The sequence below is a fragment of the Bradyrhizobium sp. CAR08 genome (assembly GCF_052871955.1).
Genome location: NZ_JBIXJX010000012.1, coordinates 120,701 through 140,589 on the forward strand (window position 1 = coordinate 120,701; position 19,889 = coordinate 140,589).

Annotated in this window: 19 protein-coding genes; 14 read left to right on the forward strand and 5 right to left on the reverse strand. The window is 64.0% G+C overall.

The features are described 5' to 3' along the window. The first annotated feature begins 82 nt into the window (after window positions 1-82). The 5 genes from ACIPUD_RS24665 to ACIPUD_RS24685 all read left to right on the forward strand — a co-directional run bounded on the left by ACIPUD_RS24665 (window position 83) and on the right by ACIPUD_RS24685 (window position 6,607). Window positions 83-2,350: an acyl-CoA dehydrogenase gene (locus ACIPUD_RS24665; protein ID WP_446481723.1), complete on the forward strand. Its 2,268-nt coding sequence runs from the start codon at window positions 83-85 to the stop codon at window positions 2,348-2,350. After that, complete coding sequence (locus tag ACIPUD_RS24670; protein WP_446481724.1) at window positions 2,350-3,633, forward strand: acetyl-CoA C-acetyltransferase; 1,284 nt, start codon at window positions 2,350-2,352, stop codon at window positions 3,631-3,633. Before ACIPUD_RS24665 ends, ACIPUD_RS24670 begins: the two co-directional genes overlap by 1 nt. Window positions 3,634-3,635: 2 nt before the next feature. Further along, entirely contained in the window at window positions 3,636-5,732 is a 2,097-nt protein-coding gene (locus tag ACIPUD_RS24675) for a 3-hydroxyacyl-CoA dehydrogenase NAD-binding domain-containing protein (protein ID WP_446481725.1), read from the forward strand. A 51-nt stretch (window positions 5,733-5,783) separates the two neighbouring features. Further along, complete coding sequence (locus tag ACIPUD_RS24680) at window positions 5,784-6,194, forward strand: acyl-CoA thioesterase (protein ID WP_018454990.1); 411 nt, start codon at window positions 5,784-5,786, stop codon at window positions 6,192-6,194. Window positions 6,195-6,415: 221 nt separating this feature from the next. After that, entirely contained in the window at window positions 6,416-6,607 is a 192-nt protein-coding gene (locus ACIPUD_RS24685) for a hypothetical protein (protein WP_085352666.1), read from the forward strand. 231 nt (window positions 6,608-6,838) lie between these two features. Here the strand turns inward: ACIPUD_RS24685 and ACIPUD_RS24690 are convergent, their stop codons facing one another. Continuing rightward, window positions 6,839-7,315: a nuclear transport factor 2 family protein gene (locus ACIPUD_RS24690; RefSeq protein WP_026232853.1), complete on the reverse strand. Its 477-nt coding sequence runs from the start codon at window positions 7,313-7,315 to the stop codon at window positions 6,839-6,841. A gap of 154 nt (window positions 7,316-7,469) precedes the next feature. On the opposite strand from ACIPUD_RS24690, the gene ACIPUD_RS24695 reads away from it, so the two are divergent. Both ACIPUD_RS24695 and ACIPUD_RS24700 read left to right on the forward strand, forming a co-directional pair. Further along, window positions 7,470-8,144: an HAD family hydrolase gene (locus ACIPUD_RS24695; RefSeq protein ID WP_377790035.1), complete on the forward strand. Its 675-nt coding sequence runs from the start codon at window positions 7,470-7,472 to the stop codon at window positions 8,142-8,144. Window positions 8,145-8,235: 91 nt separating this feature from the next. Further along, the gene (locus tag ACIPUD_RS24700) at window positions 8,236-9,078 is read left to right on the forward strand and encodes a DeoR/GlpR family DNA-binding transcription regulator (protein WP_018454986.1); all 843 of its coding nucleotides are present in this window, start codon (window positions 8,236-8,238) and stop codon (window positions 9,076-9,078) included. A gap of 2 nt (window positions 9,079-9,080) precedes the next feature. Here ACIPUD_RS24700 and ACIPUD_RS24705 read toward each other — a convergent pair whose 3' ends face one another. Next, entirely contained in the window at window positions 9,081-9,506 is a 426-nt protein-coding gene (locus ACIPUD_RS24705; protein ID WP_018454985.1) for a type II toxin-antitoxin system VapC family toxin, read from the reverse strand. Beyond that, window positions 9,503-9,781, reverse strand: a complete 279-nt coding sequence (locus ACIPUD_RS24710) for a type II toxin-antitoxin system Phd/YefM family antitoxin (RefSeq protein WP_018454984.1) — start codon at window positions 9,779-9,781, stop codon at window positions 9,503-9,505. Before ACIPUD_RS24710 ends, ACIPUD_RS24705 begins: the two co-directional genes overlap by 4 nt. Window positions 9,782-10,011: 230 nt before the next feature. On the opposite strand from ACIPUD_RS24710, the gene glpD reads away from it, so the two are divergent. The 7 genes from glpD (at window position 10,012) to ACIPUD_RS24745 (ending at window position 17,714) form a co-directional block, all read left to right on the forward strand. Next, on the forward strand, window positions 10,012-11,562 hold the full coding sequence (gene glpD, locus ACIPUD_RS24715; protein ID WP_446481726.1) for a glycerol-3-phosphate dehydrogenase: 1,551 nt from the start codon (window positions 10,012-10,014) through the stop codon (window positions 11,560-11,562). Continuing rightward, complete coding sequence (locus tag ACIPUD_RS24720; RefSeq protein ID WP_018454982.1) at window positions 11,559-12,698, forward strand: ABC transporter ATP-binding protein; 1,140 nt, start codon at window positions 11,559-11,561, stop codon at window positions 12,696-12,698. The genes glpD and ACIPUD_RS24720 overlap by 4 nt, the downstream gene beginning before the upstream one ends. A 12-nt stretch (window positions 12,699-12,710) precedes the next feature. Next, window positions 12,711-13,796, forward strand: coding sequence for an ABC transporter ATP-binding protein (locus ACIPUD_RS24725; protein ID WP_018454981.1), 1,086 nt, complete (start codon window positions 12,711-12,713; stop codon window positions 13,794-13,796). After that, on the forward strand, window positions 13,796-14,698 hold the full coding sequence (locus ACIPUD_RS24730) for a carbohydrate ABC transporter permease (RefSeq protein ID WP_446481727.1): 903 nt from the start codon (window positions 13,796-13,798) through the stop codon (window positions 14,696-14,698). The genes ACIPUD_RS24725 and ACIPUD_RS24730 overlap by 1 nt, the downstream gene beginning before the upstream one ends. Further along, window positions 14,698-15,504, forward strand: coding sequence for a carbohydrate ABC transporter permease (locus ACIPUD_RS24735; RefSeq protein WP_018454979.1), 807 nt, complete (start codon window positions 14,698-14,700; stop codon window positions 15,502-15,504). The genes ACIPUD_RS24730 and ACIPUD_RS24735 overlap by 1 nt, the downstream gene beginning before the upstream one ends. Before the next feature lie 10 nt (window positions 15,505-15,514). Continuing rightward, a complete protein-coding gene (locus ACIPUD_RS24740; protein WP_446481728.1) occupies window positions 15,515-15,844 on the forward strand; it encodes a DUF2160 domain-containing protein in 330 nt (109 codons plus the stop codon). Between the two features lie 127 nt (window positions 15,845-15,971). Then, window positions 15,972-17,714, forward strand: a complete 1,743-nt coding sequence (locus ACIPUD_RS24745; protein ID WP_039799251.1) for an ABC transporter substrate-binding protein — start codon at window positions 15,972-15,974, stop codon at window positions 17,712-17,714. A gap of 187 nt (window positions 17,715-17,901) precedes the next feature. Here the strand turns inward: ACIPUD_RS24745 and ACIPUD_RS24750 are convergent, their stop codons facing one another. Both ACIPUD_RS24750 and ACIPUD_RS24755 read right to left on the reverse strand, forming a co-directional pair. Continuing rightward, a complete protein-coding gene (locus tag ACIPUD_RS24750; RefSeq protein WP_446481729.1) occupies window positions 17,902-19,002 on the reverse strand; it encodes an alkene reductase in 1,101 nt (366 codons plus the stop codon). A gap of 183 nt (window positions 19,003-19,185) precedes the next feature. Then, the gene (locus ACIPUD_RS24755; RefSeq protein WP_446481730.1) at window positions 19,186-19,689 is read right to left on the reverse strand and encodes a DUF1993 domain-containing protein; all 504 of its coding nucleotides are present in this window, start codon (window positions 19,687-19,689) and stop codon (window positions 19,186-19,188) included. Window positions 19,690-19,889 lie beyond the last annotated feature (200 nt).

The following is a 19,889-nucleotide window of genomic DNA, read 5'->3' on the forward strand; positions in this document are numbered from 1 at the left end:
CTTTCCGCAGGCGAAGTCTTCACCGCCGCCGGCCACTTTCCGCTAAAATGCCCGATCACCGCGCCGATGCATGAGGTCCGCCATGAGCTTCCGCCGCGACACCCTGACCAAGCCGATTTTCTCCTGGGCGCGCGGCGTGCTGCCGGCGATGTCGGACACCGAGCGCGAGGCGCTGGAGGCCGGCGACGTCTGGTGGGACGCCGATCTCTTCACCGGCAACCCCGATTGGTCGAAGCTGCTGAAGGTCCCGCAGGCAACGCTGACCGAAGAGGAGCGGGCCTTCCTCAACGGCCCCGTCGACGAGCTTTGCGCCATGCTCGACGAGTGGAAGATCTTTTGGGAATGGCGCGACCTGCCGCCCGATGTCTGGCACTTCGTCAAGCGCGAAAAATTCTTCGGCATGATCATTCCGAAGGAGTTCGGCGGCCTCGGCTTCTCGCCCTATGCGCATTCGGAAGTGGTGCGCAAGATATCGACCCGCTCGATCGCCGCCGCGGTGACGGTGATGGTGCCGAACTCGTTGGGCCCCGGCGAGCTCCTGATGCACTTCGGCACGAAGGAGCAGCAGCAGCGCTGGCTGCCGCGTCTTGCCGATGGCCGCGACATTCCCTGCTTCGGCCTCACCAGCCCCGAGGCCGGCTCTGATGCCGCCTCGATGGTCGACACCGGCATCATCTGCAAAGGCACCTTCGAGGGCCAGGAGGTGCTGGGCCTGAAGCTCAACTGGCACAAGCGCTACATCACGCTCGGCCCCGTCGCGACGCTGCTTGGCCTCGCCTTCAAGGCCTATGATCCCGATTATCTCGTCGGCGACCAGGAAGAGCTCGGCATCAGCGTGGCGCTGATCCCGACCAATCTTCCCGGCGTCGAAATCGGCAAACGCCATTTGCCCTCGATGCAGGTCTTCCAGAACGGTCCGAACTGGGGCCGCGACGTTTTCATTCCGCTCGACTACGTCATCGGCGGCCAGGCGCGGCTGGGGCAGGGCTGGAAGATGCTGATGACCGCGCTCGCCGCCGGCCGCGGCATCTCGTTGCCGTCGCTCTCCGCCGCCGGCGCCGCCTATGCCGCCCGCACCACCAGCGCCTATGCCCGCATCCGCGAGCAGTTCGGCATCTCCATCTCCAAATTCGAGGGCGTCGAGGAGCCGCTCGCCCGCATTGTCGCCACTGCCTATCAGCTCGACGCGGCGCGACGGCTGACCTGCGCGGCACTGAATGCCGGGATCCATCCCGCCGTCATCTCGGGCATCATGAAGCTGCACGCGACCGAGCGGATGCGCACCGCGGTCGACGACGCTATGGACATCCATGGCGGCAAGGCCGTGATCGACGGTCCGCAAAACTATCTCGGCAATCTCCACCGCGCCGTTCCGGTCGGCATCACCGTCGAGGGCGCCAATATCCTCACCCGCAATCTCATCGTGTTCGGACAGGGCGCCATCCGCGCCCATCCCTATCTGCTCGACGAGATGAATGCGCTTGCCGATGCCGATCGCGAGCGCGGGCTCACCGCCTTCGACAAGGTGTTCTGGAAACATGTCGGCCACAGCTTCGAGACACTCTTGCGCGCGTTCGGCCGGAGCTGGAGCTTTGGTGTCTTCGCGCTTGCACCCGATGCGGGTGACGCCAGGCCATTCTATCGTCAGCTCTCGCGCTACTCGGCGGCTTTTGCCCTCTGCGCCGATATGGCGCTGTTGACGCTCGGCGGCGCGCTCAAGCGCAAAGAGATGCTGTCGGCGCGCTTCGGCGACATCCTGTCCGAGCTGTATCTGCTCTCTGCCGCGCTGAAGCGCTGGCAGGACGAGGGCCGGCAGAAGGAGGATTTTGCCGCGCTCGAATGGTGCATGGCGACGGGCTTTCGGACCATCGAGAACCGGCTTGCCGAGATTCTCGCCAATCTGCCGAACCGCTTCGTCGCAGGCATCCTCAAATTCGTGGTCCAGCCCTTCGGCGCCCGCGTGCTGGGTCCCTCCGACCGGGTCGTGCATCAATGCGCGAGCCTCGTGCTGGAGCCGTCGGCCGCGCGCGACCGCCTCACGCCCGATCTCGCTTATGTCGACGACGATGGCGGCTTCGCCCGGCTGGAGCGCGCGTTCAACCTGATCGCAGGTGCGGACGCCATCGCCAGGCGCATGCGCGCGGCTCATCTGAGCGACTGGAAGGATGCGGTGGCCAAGGGTGTGATCACGCAGGCGGAGGGCGAGCAGCTGGCCGCGGCCCGCGAAGCCGTTACAAAGGTGATCGAGGTCGACGATTTTGCGCCGGAGGCGCTGTCGCCGATTTACAAGAAAACCGGCGACGTGCATCAGTTCTTCCAGGAACTCGGTGAACAGAGGGCGGCGAGCTGATGGCACGACCGGTTTTCATCGTCGACGGCAGTCGGACGCCGTTTTTGAAGGCGCGTTCGGGGCCGGGGCCGTTCACGCCGGTCGATCTCGCCGTGCAATGCGGCCGGCCACTGCTGGCGCGTCAGCCGTTTTCGCCTGATACCTTCGACCAGGTCATCCTCGGCTGCGTCAACGTGATCGCGGACGAAATGAACCCGGCTCGCGTCGCCGCGCTCCGGCTCGGCATGGGCGAGGACATGGTCGCCTTCACCGTTCAGATCAATTGCGGATCCGGCATGCAGTCGATCGACACCGCGTACCGCTACATCCGCGAGGGCCATGCCGACATGATCCTGGCCGGCGGCACCGAGGCCTTGAGCCACGCGCCGCTGGTCTGGCCCAATTCCGGCGTGCGCTGGTTCGCCGGCCTCGCCACCGCCAAGGGCGTCGCCGCGAAGCTTGCCGCGGCCTTCAAGCTGCGGCCGCGCTATCTCAAACCGATCATCGGCCTCGAGCGCGGGCTGACCGATCCCATTACTGATCTGAACATGGGCCAGACGGCCGAAGTCGTCGGCCATCTCTTCGGCATCACCCGTGCGCAGTCCGATGCCTATGCCGCCGAGAGCCATCGCCGGCTCGCGCATGCGCAGGCGGAAGGTTTTCTCAAGGGCGAAGTCGAAACCGCGTTCTCCCGCGACGGAAAATTCTTCGACCATGATGATGGCGTGCGTCCGGACTCGACGGCCGAGAGGCTCGCAAAACTCCGGCCCGTGTTCGAGCGTCCCTGGGGCCAGGTCACCGCCGGCAATTCCTCGCAGATCACCGATGGCGCGTCCTGGGTGATCCTGGCGTCCGACGAAGCGGTCGGCAGGCACAAGCTGACGCCGAAGGCCGTCATCGTCGACAGCAACTGGGCCGCACTCGATCCAAGCATCATGGGTCTCGGTCCTGTGATGTCGGCGACGCCGTTACTGAAGCGCAATGATCTCACCATCCAGGACGTCGAGACCTGGGAGCTCAACGAGGCGTTCGCCACCCAAGTGCTCGGCTGCCTCGCCGCCTGGAATGACGACAAGTTCTGCCGCGAGATTTTGGGACTGGACGGCGCTGCCGGCGAGGTCGACCGCGACAAACTCAACGTCGATGGCGGCGCTATCTCGCTCGGGCATCCCGTCGGCACGTCCGGCAATCGCATCGTGCTGCATCTCGTCAACACCATGAAGCGGCTCGGCACGCGGCGCGGCGTTGCCACCGAATGCATCGGCGGCGGGCTCGGCGGCGCCATGCTGATCGAGGCGGTATGACCATGGATTCCAGGATCATGACCGCGCTCGGCGACCGCGTGCTGGAGCTCGGGCCCAAGCCCGCCGCCGATCGTCCCTACAAGCACTTCAAGCTGACGCGCGACGCCGACGGTGTCGCCTGGCTGCTGTTTGACCGCACTGACGCCAGCGCCAACACGCTGTCCTCGGAGGTGATGGAGGAGTTCGACGCCGTGCTGGCGGCGATCGAGACCGAGCGCCCTGCCGGCCTCGTGATCCGCTCCGCAAAGCCGTCCGGCTTCATCGCGGGCGCCGACGTCAACGAATTTCGCGGCGCCAGTGATGCCGGGATGGTGGAGACGCGGATCCGCGCCGCCCATGCGGTGGTCGATCATCTTGAAGCGCTGAAGCTGCCGACGGTCGCGGTGATCCACGGCTTCTGCCTCGGCGGCGGGCTCGAAGTCGCGCTCGCCTGCCAATCGCGCATCGCGATCGACGGCGCGCGCTTCGGCTTCCCTGAGGTGATGCTGGGGCTACATCCCGGTCTCGGCGGCACCGCGCGTTTCACTGCGCTGGTCAATCCGACACAATCGATGGCCCTGATGCTGACCGGCCGCACCATCGATGCCCGCCGCGCCAGATCGCTCGGCCTCGTCGATACCGTGACGCAGGAGCGCCACGTTCGCAATGCCGTCAAGGATGCGCTGTTCGGCCGCCTCAAGCGGGCGCGGCCGGGTTTTCTGACGCGTGCGGCGAATTTCGGCCCGGTGCGCGGGCTGCTGGCCAAACGGATGCGATCGGAGGCGGCGAAGGCCGCGTCCCGCGAGCATTATCCGGCGCCCTATGCCTTGATCGATCTCTGGGAGACCCATGGCGGCAGCAAGGCCGCGATGCTCGGGGCAGAGCAGGCCTCGTTCGCCAAGCTGATGGTGACGCCGACCGCGCAGAACTTGATCCGCGTGTTCTTCCTGCGCGAGCAGATGAAGAAAGCGGCAGGCTCCGGCAACACGATCAGGCATGTCCACGTCATCGGCGCCGGCGCCATGGGCGGTGACATCGCGGCCTGGTGCGCGGGGCAGGGGCTGCGCGTCTCGCTCGCCGACATGAAGGCAGAGCCGATCGCGGGTGCAGTCAAGCGCGCCACCGAGCTCTACGGCAAGATCATCCGCAAGCCCACGGAGGTGCGCGACGCGCTCGATCGCCTCATGCCTGACATGGATGGCGAAGGTGTTCGCAACGCCGATCTCATCATTGAGGCGGTCCCGGAGAAGCTCGAGCTGAAGCAGAAGGTCTATGCCGGCCTCGAGCCGCGAATGAAGCCGGGCGCGATCCTCGCGACCAACACGTCGAGCATTCCGCTCCAGGATTTGCGCACCACGCTGGCGCGGCCGGAGCGGCTGGTCGGTCTCCACTTCTTCAACCCGGTGTCGCGGTTGCAACTGGTCGAAGTCGTCAGCCATGACGGTAACGATACGCAGGTGCTGAAGGAGGCACTCGCCTTCGTCGGCGCGATCGATCGGCTGCCGTTGCCGGTGAAGAGCTCGCCGGGCTTCCTCGTCAACCGCGCGCTGACGCCTTACATGCTGGAAGCGATGGTGATGCTGGACGAGAAGATCGACCAGCGCCTGATCGACGCCGCCGCGGAGCAGTTCGGCATGCCGATGGGGCCGATCGAACTGGCCGACCAGGTCGGGCTCGACATTTGTCTCGATGTCGGCGACATGCTGCGCACCAAGTTCGGCGATCTGCTGCCGCCGACGCCGGCCTGGCTGCGCGAGAAGGTCGCCAAGGGCGAACTCGGCCGCAAGACCGGCAAGGGCTTTTACGTCTGGCGTGACGGCAAGGCCGAGAAGGCGCCGTTGCCCGAGACCGGTCCGCGCGTCACCGACCAGATGATCGACCGCCTGGTGCTGCCGATGTCCAACGTCTGCGTCGCGGCGCTTCGCGAGGGTATCGTGGATGATGCCGACATGGTCGACGGCGCCGTGATCTTCGGCACCGGTTATGCACCGTTCCGTGGCGGCCCGTTGAATTATGCGCGCACGCGTGGCGTCGATCATGTCGTATCCACCTTGCGCGCGCTGGCCGGAAGATTCGGCGAGCGCTTTGCGCCGGATCCGGGCTGGGATACTTTCAAGTGAGCAGTTTCAGGTGAGCAAGATTCAAGTGAGCAATCTTCAAGCGGGAGCGGCATGAACGAGCAAGCCGATGCCGGGCCGGGCGGCGATCTCTGCATTCGCACGCTGGCGATGCCTGCCGACACCAACGCCAACGGTGACATCTTCGGCGGCTGGCTGCTCAGCCAGATGGACGTCGGCGGCGGCGTGTTTGCGTCAAAGGTCGCGAAGTCGCGCACCGTGACCGTCGCCATCGAGGCGATGAACTTCCGCAAGGCCGTCTATGTCGGCGATCTCGTTTCGGTCCACGCCCACCTCGTTCGCGTCGGGCGCACCTCCATCACCGTGCATCTGGAAGCATGGGCGCTGCGCCGCGGCGAGCAGCAACCGTTCCTCGTCACCGACGGCAATTTCACCTACGTCTCGATCGACGAGCACGGCCGCCCGCAGCCGGTTCGCCCGACCGACACCGCGATCGCGACGTAATCGCGCGCGGCGTTGCGCCTCATCTGTCTGATGCGTGCGGCAACGCCAAACGCGGCGCGACTGAGTCACGGCGCCGCGGCTTTGCCAAGAACCAGTCATAAAACGGATGAGGTCCCGGCGTACTCCGTCGCGTGTCGATCCGGGGTGGAACGGCGTCAAAATGCCCAGGAACCTTTGGGCGGAACTGCCGTTGTTTGCCCGCACTGAGGAATCCACGGACCATGTCGGACAGCTACATCATCGAAGTCGATTCGCAGACCGCAGGTATCGTCGTTCGTTCCCAGGGAGGCTACTGCTTTTTCGCCTCGTCCAGCCGCTTCAACCGTCTCGAAGGCCAGCTCTTCCGCAACGCCCGCGAAGCCGAGCGCGCCGCGCGCAAGCTGGTCAACGGTGATGTGAAGGAAGCGGCTTAGTCCTCCGGCGGGTCATTCCGGGCCGCGTGTGGCCCGAGAGGTGGGAATCTTTTGCCGCGAACTCTGCCTTCCCTTCTCGCCTTGTTGGAGAAGGTGGCGCGTAGCGCCGGATGAGGGGTCGTCTCCGCAAATTCCACTGCGAGAGGATTCGTTGTCGGAGAGAAACCCCTCACCCGACTTCGCTTCGCGAAGCCACCCTCTCCCGCAAGCGGAGAGGGGAAGGGCCGTTGTTCATAACTTCGTCGCCGCCCGTGAGAGCAGCTTCCAGTCGTCGCCCTGCTTCTGCCAGTTCATCAGGATGTGAAGGTTGGTCGGCACTTTTTTCCCATCAGCCGCCATCTCCTGTTCCGCCACCCAGTGGAAACGCACGATCGCAGCGGGGCCGACGACCTTGATGGTCGGATCCTTGTACTCGATCGACAGGAATTTGGATTTGCCGTCGGTGGCGTTGGCGATGAAGGTCGCCTTGTCCTCGACCTTGCCGCTGGAATGGCTGTAGCTCACCTCTTCGGCGCAGAGTGCGCCGAGCGCCTTGGGATCGGCCGCGATCTGGGCAAGACGGAACGCCTCGACCTTCTTCGCCACCGCTTCCTCGTCGGCCGAGGCCGCCAGCACCGGTGTCGTGAGCGCTGAAACTGCAAGAGTGGAGACGGCAAGAGCTGGGACGGCAAGAGTCGAGAGAGCGAGATCGCGTCGGTTGATCGTCATCGTTTCCTCCTTTTTGGTCTTGCATGGAGTGTTGCAGTCGCACGCGACTTTGTCGAGGGTCGCGTATTGTTCATGCACGTGCGTCATTGCGCGATTGACGCTGTATTGATACGGCTTTCGTATTGATGCGTCATATATTCGGGAAAGTACGGACATGATCGAGGCTATCGGCAGGGCGTTGCTGTTCGACATCGACGGTACGCTCGCCAACACCGATCCGCTGCACTTGAAGGCGTTCAATCTGGTGCTCGGCCCTCGCGGCCACGTCTTCGATCACGCGCGCTTCTCCAGAGAGCTGCAAGGCTTCGCGAATGTATCGATCGGCGAGCGTTTTCTGCCCGACGAGGCGCCCGAACGGCGTGCCTTGATCCTCGATGAGAAGGAGGAAGTCTTCCGCACGCTTGTTGCCGGGCAGATCGAGCCGCTGCCGGGCCTGATAGCGCTGCTCGACAGGGCGGATGCGGCCGGTATTCCCATGGTTGCCGTGACCAATGCCCCGCGGCTCAATGCGGAGCTGCTGCTGTCCGGCCTCGGCATCACGCACCGCTTCAAGGCGCTCGTGATCGGTGCCGAGCTGTTGCACGGCAAGCCGCATCCGCTGCCTTATCAGGAAGGGTTGCGCTTTGCCGGCGCCAGCGCCATGGCCTCGATCGCGTTCGAGGACTCCCGCACCGGCGTGCAATCGGCCGCAGCGGCCGGCATTCCGACCATCGGTATCCGGACCAGCCTCAGCCATGCTGATCTCGTCGCCGCCGGGGCCATCGCCTCCGCCAGCGCCTTCGACGATCCGGAGCTGCTGGCGCGTCTCGCCGCCGCGATGGCATGGTGAGGACCTTCGTCCGTTAACCGTGATCGGCGCGCGCATTGACCGAGCGCGCGAACCGCCGCACCATGCAGCTTCCTGACTTGAGGCCATCGCCGTGACCGGACTGACTCATCGACAAGCCGAAATCCTCAACATCGCGCGAGCCTCGGGCCGCGTCATGGTCGAGGAGCTGGCGCGCCGGTTCGAGGTCTCGGCGCAGACCATCCGCAAGGATCTCAACGACCTCTGTGAGCGGCGCTCGCTGACCCGCATTCATGGCGGCGCCATCATCGCATCCGGCGTCGAAAACCTCGCCTACGAGGCGCGGCGCTTCGTCGCCGCCGACGAGAAGAAGGCGATTGGAGCCGCGGCCGCCTCGCTGATCCCGAACGGCTGCTCGCTCTTCATCAACATCGGCACCACGACCGAGGAGGTCGCGAGCGCGCTGACCTCGCACGAGGACCTCCTCGTTATCACCAACAATCTGAACGTCGCCATGCTGCTCTATCGTCATCCCCGCATCGAGGTGGTGGTCGCCGGCGGCACGGTGCGGCGCGCCGACGGCGCGGTGGTCGGCTCGACCGCGACGCAGCTGATCGGCCAGTTCAAGGTCGACTATGCCATCATCGGAGCGTCCGCGATCGACGAGGAGGGCGCGCTGCTCGACTTCGACTATCGCGAGGTGCAGGTGGCGCAGGCCATCATCGCCAACGCCCGCAGCGTCATGCTGGTCGCTGATTCCACCAAGCTCCGGCGCAGCGCGCCGGTCCGCATCGCGCATATCAGCCAGATCCAGACCTTCGTCACCGACCAGGAATTGCCAGAGCGCCTCGCCACCATCTGCCACGGCAAGGGCATCGAGGTGATGGCCGCGATGCCGAAGGGGGCGGACGTCGATGAGGCTCAGGCCGAGGCACAAGAAGCGCCCGAGGCCGCGCCGGTGGTGCGGCTGAGGTAGGACTATGGGTTGTCCCACGGGTTCAGCAGCGGCACGCCGAATACCGCAAAATCCTTCACATTGCGCGTGACGAGCATGAGGTTGTTTGCCAGCGCGGTCGCGGCAAAGAAGCCGTCCATGACAGACAATGCGAGGCCGCTTCTGCGACTCTGAGCCATCAGGTCACCCCAGCGTTCCGCGACCGCGTGGTCGATCGGCAGTGTGCGCCCGGCAAAACGCTCCGGCAGATCGCGGGCAAGCCAGGCGGCCAGTGCTGCACGGCGACGGCCGTCCTCCAGCAACGCGATGCCGCGACGAAGCTCGGCGATCGATGCCGCGCTGATGAACGCACGATCCTCGTCGATCGTATCAAGCCATGACAAGACTTTCGGCGAAGGGGCGGGCCTCTGGACCTCCGACAACACGTTGGTGTCGAGCAGTAGATTCACGGCAGCTCGTCGTGCGGCGCGTCGTGAACGCGTTCAAGCTCGAGGTCGCCGCTGCGCAGCGGCGAAGCCAGCAGGAATTCGGCCAAGGTACCTTTGCGCGCCGTCTTGCGCGCCCATTCCTCGACGGAAACGATCACCGCGTTGGGCTTGCCGTGTCGGGTGATGATTTGCGGGCCGGCTTGGGCACGATCGATCACCTCGGAGAGCCGGGCCTTGGCGTTGGCAAGCGTCCAAGAGTCCGTCGCTGGTGAATCTGGTGCAGTGTGTTCTGTCATGCAAATAACGACCAATATGACTATTCTTACTAATAAGGGTCATCAACGACTTTTCAAGAGCAATAATGCCGCTCAAATCCCTCCTGAACTGCCTATTTCGCCCCCCGTGTGCCCACTTAAAAGTTCCGCTTTCACTTCGTTTCTCTCCTCTTTCATCTTGCTTTCGTTTTCTGGTGTGATCTAATCAAAAGCGAAAGTAACCGCTCGATTGAACGGGCGGTCGCCGGGGGATGCGTCTGTTGGATCGTATTTTCGACCTCGCCATTATTGGAGGCGGTGTTAACGGCTGCGGCATCGCGCGCGACGCGGTGGGCCGCGGCAACACGGTTTTCCTGTGCGAAATGAACGATCTGGCGAGCGGGACGTCGTCCTGGTCGACCAAGCTGGTGCATGGCGGCCTGCGCTATCTCGAATATTACGAGTTCCGGCTGGTTCGCGAGGCGCTGATCGAGCGCGAAATTCTCTGGGGCATCGCGCCGCACATCATTCGCCCCCTGCGTTTCGTTTTGCCGCACCATGCGGGCCTGCGGCCGGCCTGGCTGCTGCGCCTCGGCCTCTTTCTCTATGACCACATCGGTGGCCGTCATCTGTTGCCGGCGACGCGCTCGGTTGACCTCCGACGCGACGAGGTCGGCCGCCCGCTGATCCCGAACCGCTACGGCCGCGCGTTCGAATATTCCGACTGCTTCGTCGACGACGCCCGTCTCGTCGTGCTCAACGCACGCGATGCCGCTGACAAGGGCGCCGAGATCCGCACCCGCACTCGCGCGACGGATATCAAACAGTCAGACGGCATCTGGACCGTCAGCATGATCGACACGCTGACAGGCGCGCGCTCGTCGATCCAGGCCCGTGCGGTTGTCAATGCCGGCGGGCCCTGGGTCGAGGATGTGCTCGGCCGCGGCGCCGGCGTCAACGCGAAAGCCAAGGTGCGCCTGGTGCAGGGCTCGCACATCGTCGTGAAAAAACTCTACGACCACGACCGCGCCTACATGTTCCAGAATGCAGATGGCCGCATCATCTTCGTCATTCCCTATCAGGACGATTTTACGCTGATCGGCACCACCGACCGCGACTATGACGGCGATCCCGCCAAGGTGAAGGCGACGGCCGAAGAGATCCAGTATCTCTGCACGGCGGCGAGCGAATATCTGGCCAAGCCTGTCACGCCCGATGACGTGGTTTGGACCTACTCCGGCGTACGTCCGCTCTATGACGACGGGGCCAGCGAAGCCAAGGCCGCGACGCGCGACTATGTGTTCGAGCTCGACACGCCCGGCGGCGTGCCGCTGCTGTCGATCTATGGCGGCAAGATCACGACCTATCGCCGTCTCGCCGAGGAGGCGCTGGAGCGGCTCGCGCCCTATCTTCGCAGTGCGAAAGCACGCGAAGGCTGGACCGGCAAATGGCCGCTGCCCGGCGGCGACATGGGCGTGTCCGATGTCGACGGCCTGATCGCCGAGCTTCAGCGCGGCTATCCTTTCCTCAGCCACGAGCATGCGCGGCGCCTGGCGCGCTCCTATGGCACGAGGGCGATCAAGCTGCTTGGGGATGCGAAATCGGCGGTCGATCTCGGCCAGGCCTTCGGTGCGACGCTGACCGAGCGCGAAGTCCGCTATCTCATCGCCAACGAATGGGCCGTTACTGCCGAAGATATCGTCTGGCGCCGTTCCAAGCTCGGCCTGCGACTAAGTGCCGACGAGATCGCGGCGCTGGACGACTGGATCAGGACCCACGCCGTGCAGCAAAGTCCCCTGCTGGAAGCCGGAGGACGCTCATGACGGTGACACTCGATCACGTGACCCGGACTGTCGACGGGGTCCCACACATCCGCGACGTCTCGCTGACGCTCGAGAGCGGCACGCTCAACGTGCTGCTCGGGCCGACGCTGTCGGGCAAGACCTCGATCATGCGGCTGCTCGCTGGCCTGGACAAACCGACATCGGGCAAGCTGCTGGTCAACGGCAAGGACGTCACCGGGGTCGACGTGCGCCAGCGCTCGGTCGCCATGGTCTATCAGCAGTTCATCAACTACCCCTCGCTGTCGGTCTACGAGAACATCGCTTCGCCTTTGCGCGTGCAGGGCAAGCCGCGCGCCGAAATCGAGGCGCGCGTTGCGGAAGCCGCCCGGCTGCTCCGGCTCGAGCCGTTCCTGAAGCGCACGCCGCTCCAGCTTTCCGGCGGCCAGCAGCAGCGAACTGCGATGGCGCGCGCGCTGGTGAAGGGCGCCGACCTCGTGCTGCTCGACGAGCCGCTCGCCAATCTCGACTACAAGCTGCGCGAGGAACTGCGCACCGAGCTGCCGCGCATCTTCGAGGCCTCCGGCGCGATCTTCGTCTATGCCACCACCGAGCCGACCGAGGCGCTGCTGCTCGGCGGCAACACGGTGTGCATGTGGCAGGGAGAGGCGCTCCAGATCGGCGAGACTCCAAAGGTCTACCGTCATCCGCAGACCTTGCGGGTCGCGCAGGTGTTCTCCGATCCGCCGCTGAATCTCGTCGGCATCGAGAAGAAGAACGGTTCCGTGCAATATGCGGGCGGCATTGCCGCGCCGGCGTCCGGTCTCTATTCCTCGCTCGCGGACGGCGCCTATCGCGTCGGATTTCGCGCCCATCAGCTCGCACTTGCCAATGGCGAGACTGACCGCCACGCCTTCCATGCCACGGTAACGGTGACCGAGATCACCGGTTCGGAGAGTTTCGTGCATCTGACCCGCGACGGATCGAACTGGGTGGCGGTGCTGCACGGCGTGCACGAATTCGAGCCCGGCCAGACCCTCGATGCCGTGCTCGATCCCAACGACGTGTTCGTTTTCGATGCTGCCGACCGGCTGGTCGCGGCACCCGGTCCCATAGCGTTTTCAAGCGAAGTGCCGAGCGGTTCGCGTGAAGAAAACGCGTCAAAGAAAAAAGCCTGAGGGGGATGCGACATGGCCCGCATTGACCTCGTCGATCTCGCCCACTCCTACGGCGGCAATGATGCCCCGCAGGACAGCTTTGCTCTCAAGCCTGTCACCATGACCTGGCGGCAGGGCGGCGCCTATGCGCTGCTCGGGCCGTCCGGCTGCGGCAAGACCACGCTGCTCAACGTCATCTCCGGCATCATCACGCCGTCGCGGGGGAAAATCCTGTTCGACGGCGAGGACATCACACCGCTGTCAACCCAGAAGCGCAACATCGCCCAGGTGTTCCAGTTTCCGGTGATCTACGACACCATGACGGTGGGGCAAAATTTGGCGTTCCCTCTGAAGAACCGCGGCGTGCCGAAGGCTGAGATCGACAAGCGGGTCGCCGAGATCGGCCGCTTGCTCGACCTCGAGCCCTATCTGAACCGCAAGGCGACGCGGCTCACGGCCGATGCCAAGCAGAAGATCTCGCTCGGCCGCGGCCTGGTACGCTCCGACGTTGCCGCCGTGCTGTTCGACGAGCCGCTCACCGTGATCGACCCCGAGCTGAAATGGCAGCTCCGCTCCAAGTTGAAGGCGCTGCATCGCGAGCTCGACCTGACGATGATCTACGTCACCCACGACCAGACCGAGGCGCTGACCTTCGCCGACACCGTGGTAGTCATGCATGACGGCCGCGTGGTGCAGAGCGGCACGCCGGCCGAGTTGTTCGACAAGCCGGCGCACACGTTCGTCGGCTATTTCATCGGCTCGCCCGGCATGAACATCCTGCCGGCCGAGGTGAGGGGCCGTGAGGCCAAGATCGGCGGTCACGTCATTGCGCTCAACCGCAGCTACGACAAGCTGCCTGCTGGCGCGAAGATCGAGATCGGCGTCCGTCCGGAATTCGTTGAGGCCGTGGCGCCGGCGCCCGGCCTGCTCAGTGCGAAGATCGAACGCGTCGACGACCTCGGCCGGATCCGCTTCGCGCGCGCGCGGCTCGGTGACGCCAAGCTAGCGGCGCGCGCGCCGGCCGGCTTCACCAGCCCGGACGGCACGGCCGGCCTGAAATTCGATCCGTCGCACGTCCACGTCTATGCCGACAGCCTTCTGGTGGAGGGAGCCGCCTGATGGACAAGACCGTCAACCAAAAAGCCTGGTTCCTGGTGCTGCCGGTGTTCCTGGTCGTCGCCTTCTCGGCAGTGCTGCCGCTGATGACGGTGGTGAACTATTCGATGCAGGACACCTTCGGCAACAACCAGTTCTTCTGGAACGGTGTCGGCTGGTTCAAGGAATTGCTCGATCCCTCGACCGACCTCGGCGGCCGCTTCCTCGCTTCGCTCGGCCGCAATCTGTTCTTCTCGCTGGTGATCCTCGCGATCGAGGTGCCGCTCGGCATCGTCGTCGCGCTGTCGATGCCGCGCCAGGGCTGGACGGTTGCGGCCTGCCTCGTCATCCTCGCGTTGCCGCTGCTGATCCCGTGGAACGTGGTCGGCACGATCTGGCAGATCTTTGGCCGTCCCGACATCGGCCTGCTCGGCTATGTCCTCAATGCGACCGGCATCGATTATAATTACGTCTCCAACGACATCGACGCCTGGGTCACGGTCATCGTGATGGACGTCTGGCACTGGACCAGCCTGGTCGCGCTGCTGTGCTATGCCGGACTTAAGTCGATCCCGGAGGCTTATTACCAGGCGGCGCAGATCGATGGCGCCTCGCGTTGGGCCGTGTTCAAGGCGATCCAGCTGCCGAAGATGAACCGCGTGCTGCTGATCGCGGTGCTGCTGCGCTTCATGGACAGTTTCATGATCTACACCGAACCGTTCGTGGTGACTGGTGGGGGGCCCGGCAATTCGACGACTTTCGTCTCGATCGAGCTGGTCAAGATCGCGCTCGGCCAGTTCGACCTCGGCAAGGCCGCCGCGCTGTCGCTGGTCTACAATCTCATCATCCTGATCGTCTGCTGGATCTTCTACACCGTCATGACCAACGCCGGCAGCGATCGGAAGCCGCAGGAAGGAGCCGTGTGATGCACTCGATCCCCGGCCGTCGCCTCATCATGGCGCTGTTTTTGATCTTCCTGCTGTTGCCGATCTACTGGCTCGTCAACATGAGCTTCAAGACCAACGCCGAGATCGTCTCGACGATGACGCTGTGGCCGCACGCGCCGACGCTGCAGCACTACAAGCGCATCTTCACCGATGAGAGCTGGTATTCCGGCTATATCAACTCGTTGGAATATGTCGTCCTCAACACCATCATCTCGATCTCGGTGGCGCTGCCGGCGGCCTACGCGTTCTCGCGCTACCGTTTCCTCGGCGACAAGCATCTGTTCTTCTGGCTGCTCTCGAACCGCATGGCGCCGGCCGCGGTCTATGCCCTGCCGTTCTTCAATCTCTATTCGGCGATCGGGCTGTTCGATACGCCCTGGGCGGTCGCGCTCGCGCACTGCATCTTCAACGTCCCGCTGGCGGTGTGGATCCTGGAAGGCTTCGTCTCCGGCGTGCCGCGCGAGATCGACGAGACCGCCTTCCTCGACGGCTATTCCTTCCCGCGCTTCTTCATCAAGATCCTGGTGCCGCTGATTGCGAGCGGCATCGGCGTCGCCGCCTTCTTCTGCTTCATGTTCTCCTGGGTCGAGCTGCTGCTCGCGCGCACGCTGACCTCGGTCTCGGCCAAGCCGATCGCGGCGATCATGACGCGCACGGTGTCGGCTGCGGGCATGGACTGGGGCCTGCTGGCGGCAGCCGGCGTGCTGACGATCATCCCGGGCGCACTCGTGATCTGGTTCGTCCGCAATTATATCGCGAGCGGTTTCGCGCTCGGTCGGGTCTAGGGAGGCATCAATGGAATGGATTGCATGGATGGCCTGGACGCCGCCGACGACGATCTTTTTTGTCGCGCTCGCCTGCACGCTGGCTGTGATGACCTGGCTCGGGGTGGCTTATCCCGAAGCCGAGCGCGTCGGCGTGCTGCGCATCCCGACCACGCGCGGCGACCGCCTGTTCATCTCCCTGATCACGGCGGCGGTCATCCACTTGCTGTGGATCGCCTTCGCCGGCACCGACCCCCTCGCCACGCTGCCGATCGGCGAGGACGGAGTTGAGATTTCGCGCCTTTGGATCGCATCAGGAATTTCGCTGGCCACGGCCGTACTCATTTTCCGCACGGTCTAGCCCGCGAAGGAACGGCCAGATCCGGGACCAACCCGGGCCTGTAAAAAGTTTGTCGCTGCAACGGAGGAATAACATGCGGCAGTTTAGGAGAAGGGAACGTCCATTGACCAAGAATAGCTTTCTGACGATGTCCAGCGTCGCCGCCATCGTCGCGGTGTCGCTGGCCGTCTCGGCGCCGGTGCGCGCCGCCGACGACGCCGCGATCCAGAAGTGGATCGCGGAATTCCAGCCCTCGACGCTGTCGAAGGAAGACCAGAAGAAGGAGCTGGAGTGGTTCGCCAAGGCCGCCGAGCCCTTCAAGGGAATGGAGATCAACGTGGTCTCCGAAACCATCACGACCCACGAATATGAGTCGCAGACGCTGGCCAAGGCGTTCTCCGAGCTCACCGGCATCAAGCTCAAGCACGACATCATCCAGGAAGGTGACGTCGTCGAGAAGCTGCAGACCCAGATGCAGTCCGGCAAGAACGTGTACGACGGCTGGATCAACGATTCCGATCTGATCGGCACCCACTTCCGCTACGGCCAGACCATCGCGCTGTCGGACTATATGACCGGCGAGGGCAAGGACGTCACCGACCCCATGCTCGACGTCAACGACTTCATCGGCAAGTCGTTCGGCACGGCGCCGGACGGCAAGCTCTATCAGCTGCCCGACCAGCAGTTCGCGAACCTTTACTGGTTCCGCTACGACTGGTTCACCAACGCCGACTACAAGGCCAAGTTCAAGGCCAAGTATGGCTACGAGCTCGGCGTGCCCGTGAACTGGTCAGCCTACGAAGACATCGCCGAGTTCTTCACCAACGACATCAAGGAGATCAACGGCGTCAAGGTCTATGGCCATATGGACTATGGCAAGAAGGACCCCTCGCTCGGCTGGCGTTTCACCGACGCCTGGCTGTCGATGGCCGGTAACGGCGACAAGGGCATCCCGAACGGTCTGCCGGTCGACGAATGGGGCATCCGCATGGAAGGCTGCCGTCCGGTCGGCTCCTCGGTCGAGCGTGGCGGCGACACCAACGGTCCGGCCGCGGTCTACTCGATCACCAAGTACCTCGAGTGGATGAAGAAGTATGCTCCGCCGCAGGCCCAGGGCATGACCTTCTCCGAGTCGGGTCCGGTGCCGGCGCAGGGCAACATCGCCCAGCAGATGTTCTGGTACACCGCCTTCACCGCCGACATGGTGAAGCCGGGCATCGCCGTGATGAACGCGGACGGTACGCCGAAGTGGCGTATGGCTCCGTCGCCGCACGGTTCGTACTGGAAGGAAGGCATGAAGCTCGGCTACCAGGATGCGGGCTCGGCGACGCTGCTCAAATCGACTCCCCCGGATCGCCGCAAGGCGGCCTGGCTCTATCTCCAGTTCATCGTCTCCAAGACGGTGTCGCTGAAGAAGAGCCATGTCGGTCTCACGTTCATCCGTGAATCCGACATCTGGGACAAGTCGTTCACCGAGCGTGCGCCGAAGCTCGGCGGCCTGATCGAGTTCTACCGCTCGCCCGCGCGCGTGCAGTGGACCCCGACCGGCAACAACGTGCCCGACTATCCGAAGCTGGCGCAGCTGTGGTGGCAGAACATCGGCGATGCGTCGTCCGGTGCCAAGACGCCGCAGGCCGCGATGGACTCGCTTGCCGCGGCCCAGGACTCCGTCATGGAGCGTCTGGAGAAGTCGGGCGTGCAGGGCGCCTGCGGTCCGAAGCTGCACAAGAAGGAGTCGGCCGAGTTCTGGTTCGCCAAGGCCCAGAAGGACGGCACGATTGCCCCGCAGCGCAAGCTCGCCAACGAGAAGCCGAAGGGTGAGACGGTCGACTACGACACTCTGATCAAGTCGTGGCCGGCACAGCCCCCGAAGCGCGCTTCGCTGCAGTAAGGCACATCAGCATAACGACGAAAGGCCGGGAGCAATCCCGGCCTTTTTTCTTTTTATTGTCGTGGATTTTGCTTCCACACGTCATTGCGAGCGAAGCGAAACAATCCAGAGTCTTTCCACGGAGGTAGTCTGGATTGCTTCGTCGCTCGCTCCTCGCAATGACGGAGGATGGAGCGACAACGACGCCTTATTCCGCCGGCTCAGCCGCCAGCGTCGGATAGTCCGTGTATCCCTTCGCGCCGCCGCCGTAGAACGTGTTCTTGTCCCAGTCGTTCAGCGCCGCGCCCTGCTTCAGCCGCTCGACCAGATCGGGATTGGAGATGAACGGCTTGCCGAAGGCGATGAGATCGGCCGCGTTCGCCTCGAGCACCTTGGCAGCGAGGTCGAAATCATAGCCGTTGTTGGCGATGTAGGCGCCGGGGAAGCGCTTGCGCAGGCCCGCATAGTCGAACGGCGCGATGTCGCGCGAACCGCCGGTGGCGCCTTCGACGACATGGAGATAGACGAGCTTGAGCGCGGCGAGGCCGTCGACGATATGGTCGTAGAGGGCCTGCGGGTTCGAATCCGAGATGTCGTTGGCCGGCGTCACCGGCGAGATGCGGATGCCGGTGCGATCGGCGCCAGCCTCCGCTACGACGGCCCTGGAGATTTCCAGCATCAGCCGCGCGCGGTTTTCAATGGAGCCGCCATAGGCGTCGGTACGCTTGTTGGTGCCGTCCTTGGCGAATTGTTCGAGCAGATAGCCGTTGGCGCCGTGGATCTCGACGCCATCGAAGCCGGCTTCGAGCGCATTCTTCGTGGCGCGCCTGAAATCGTCGATGATGCCTGGAATTTCGGAGAGCTCGAGCGCACGGGGCTCGGAGACGTCGGCGAAAGTGCCGTTGACGAAAGTCTTGCCCTTGGCGCGGATCGCGCTCGGCGCCACCGGGGCTGCGCCATTGGCCTGAAGGTCGACATGCGAGATGCGGCCGACATGCCAGAGCTGGATGAAGACCTTGCCGCCGCGCTGATGCACCTGATCGGTGACCGTGCGCCAGCCGGCGACCTGGTCCTTTGAGTAGATGCCGGGGGTGTCCTGGTAGCCTTGGCCCTGCTGTGAGACCTGGCTCGCTTCGGTAATCAGAAGCCCCGCCGAGGCACGCTGGGCGTAATAGTCAGCGGCGAGCGCGCCCGGTACGAAGGTGCCGGGAACGGCGCGGTTGCGCGTCAGCGGCGCCATCACGAAACGGTTCGCCAGCGTGATCGGGCCGAGCTTGTAGGTCTCAAACAATTTGGTCGAACGGCTCATGAGAATGCTTCCAGGCGGTGAGAGATCCGGAACACTTGTGCATTGCGGCAATCAGCGCAAGGGAGGAGCCATACAGAAACTGCAGGCGAGATGCGCAGCCGAGCCGCGCAGCATAAAGCATGTGCAATTTTAGCCGCAGCAGCAGATTGGATCTCCCGCCGCGGCCGTCTGAATAATCGCCTTTCAGTTCGCGCCGAGGAAATCGCGCTTGCCGATCTCGACGCCGGCGTGGCGCAGAAGGCCGTGGGCGGTTGCGGCGTGGAAATAGAAGTTCGGCAGCGAGAACGCGCTCAGGAATTGCTGGCCCTTCATGGTGATGGACTTGTCGGGGCCGGCCGGGAAGGTGACGTCCTTGGTGTCGGCGCCCTCGAACTGCTCGGGCTTGAACGATTTCACGTAGTCGATGGTCTTCGCCAGGCGCTGCTTCAACTCCGCAAAGCTGGTCTCGGTGTCCGGTGTGGAGAGCACGTCGCTATGGGTCAGCCGGGCGCAACCTTTGGCTGCGAAATCGCTGACCAGCTGGATCTGCTTCGAGAGCGGCAGCATGTCCGGAAACAGGCGGGAGCCCAGCAGGACGCTGGGGTCGACCTTCTTGGCCGCACAATGCGCTTCGGCTTTCGTGAGCAGGCCGATCAGGCTGTTCAACATTTGCAAATAGGCGGGAACGACGGCGTCGTGGAAGGACATGTGATGCTCGCTTCAAAAGTGGGAAATCTCAGGAGAAACCTGAGCTACTCACATGGGAACGTCATGGAAAAATACAATCGCCGGAGGGGCTTGTGCAGTGCGAAAATTCTACCGAGCGGGCTTGTGGTGCTATCGGCGACATACCCTCGATGTCATCGCGCGGCTTGACAGGGCGATCCAGTACTCCGAGGCAGCTGTGA

What these genes read in the sequence shown, in the direction of transcription:
- ACIPUD_RS24665 (WP_446481723.1), top strand. Translation starts at nt 83, where the DNA reads ATGAGCTTCCGCCGCGACACCCTGACCAAGCCGATTTTCTCCTGGGCG.
- ACIPUD_RS24670 (WP_446481724.1), top strand. Translation starts at nt 2,350, where the DNA reads ATGGCACGACCGGTTTTCATCGTCGACGGCAGTCGGACGCCGTTTTTG.
- ACIPUD_RS24675 (WP_446481725.1), top strand. Translation starts at nt 3,636, where the DNA reads ATGGATTCCAGGATCATGACCGCGCTCGGCGACCGCGTGCTGGAGCTC.
- ACIPUD_RS24680 (WP_018454990.1), top strand. Translation starts at nt 5,784, where the DNA reads ATGAACGAGCAAGCCGATGCCGGGCCGGGCGGCGATCTCTGCATTCGC.
- ACIPUD_RS24685 (WP_085352666.1), top strand. Translation starts at nt 6,416, where the DNA reads ATGTCGGACAGCTACATCATCGAAGTCGATTCGCAGACCGCAGGTATC.
- ACIPUD_RS24690 (WP_026232853.1), bottom strand. Translation starts at nt 7,315, where the DNA reads ATGACGATCAACCGACGCGATCTCGCTCTCTCGACTCTTGCCGTCCCA.
- ACIPUD_RS24695 (WP_377790035.1), top strand. Translation starts at nt 7,470, where the DNA reads ATGATCGAGGCTATCGGCAGGGCGTTGCTGTTCGACATCGACGGTACG.
- ACIPUD_RS24710 (WP_018454984.1), bottom strand. Translation starts at nt 9,781, where the DNA reads ATGACAGAACACACTGCACCAGATTCACCAGCGACGGACTCTTGGACG.
- glpD (WP_446481726.1), top strand. Translation starts at nt 10,012, where the DNA reads ATGCGTCTGTTGGATCGTATTTTCGACCTCGCCATTATTGGAGGCGGT.
- ACIPUD_RS24720 (WP_018454982.1), top strand. Translation starts at nt 11,559, where the DNA reads ATGACGGTGACACTCGATCACGTGACCCGGACTGTCGACGGGGTCCCA.
- ACIPUD_RS24725 (WP_018454981.1), top strand. Translation starts at nt 12,711, where the DNA reads ATGGCCCGCATTGACCTCGTCGATCTCGCCCACTCCTACGGCGGCAAT.
- ACIPUD_RS24730 (WP_446481727.1), top strand. Translation starts at nt 13,796, where the DNA reads ATGGACAAGACCGTCAACCAAAAAGCCTGGTTCCTGGTGCTGCCGGTG.
- ACIPUD_RS24735 (WP_018454979.1), top strand. Translation starts at nt 14,698, where the DNA reads ATGCACTCGATCCCCGGCCGTCGCCTCATCATGGCGCTGTTTTTGATC.
- ACIPUD_RS24740 (WP_446481728.1), top strand. Translation starts at nt 15,515, where the DNA reads ATGGAATGGATTGCATGGATGGCCTGGACGCCGCCGACGACGATCTTT.
- ACIPUD_RS24745 (WP_039799251.1), top strand. Translation starts at nt 15,972, where the DNA reads ATGTCCAGCGTCGCCGCCATCGTCGCGGTGTCGCTGGCCGTCTCGGCG.
- ACIPUD_RS24750 (WP_446481729.1), bottom strand. Translation starts at nt 19,002, where the DNA reads ATGAGCCGTTCGACCAAATTGTTTGAGACCTACAAGCTCGGCCCGATC.
- ACIPUD_RS24755 (WP_446481730.1), bottom strand. Translation starts at nt 19,689, where the DNA reads ATGTCCTTCCACGACGCCGTCGTTCCCGCCTATTTGCAAATGTTGAAC.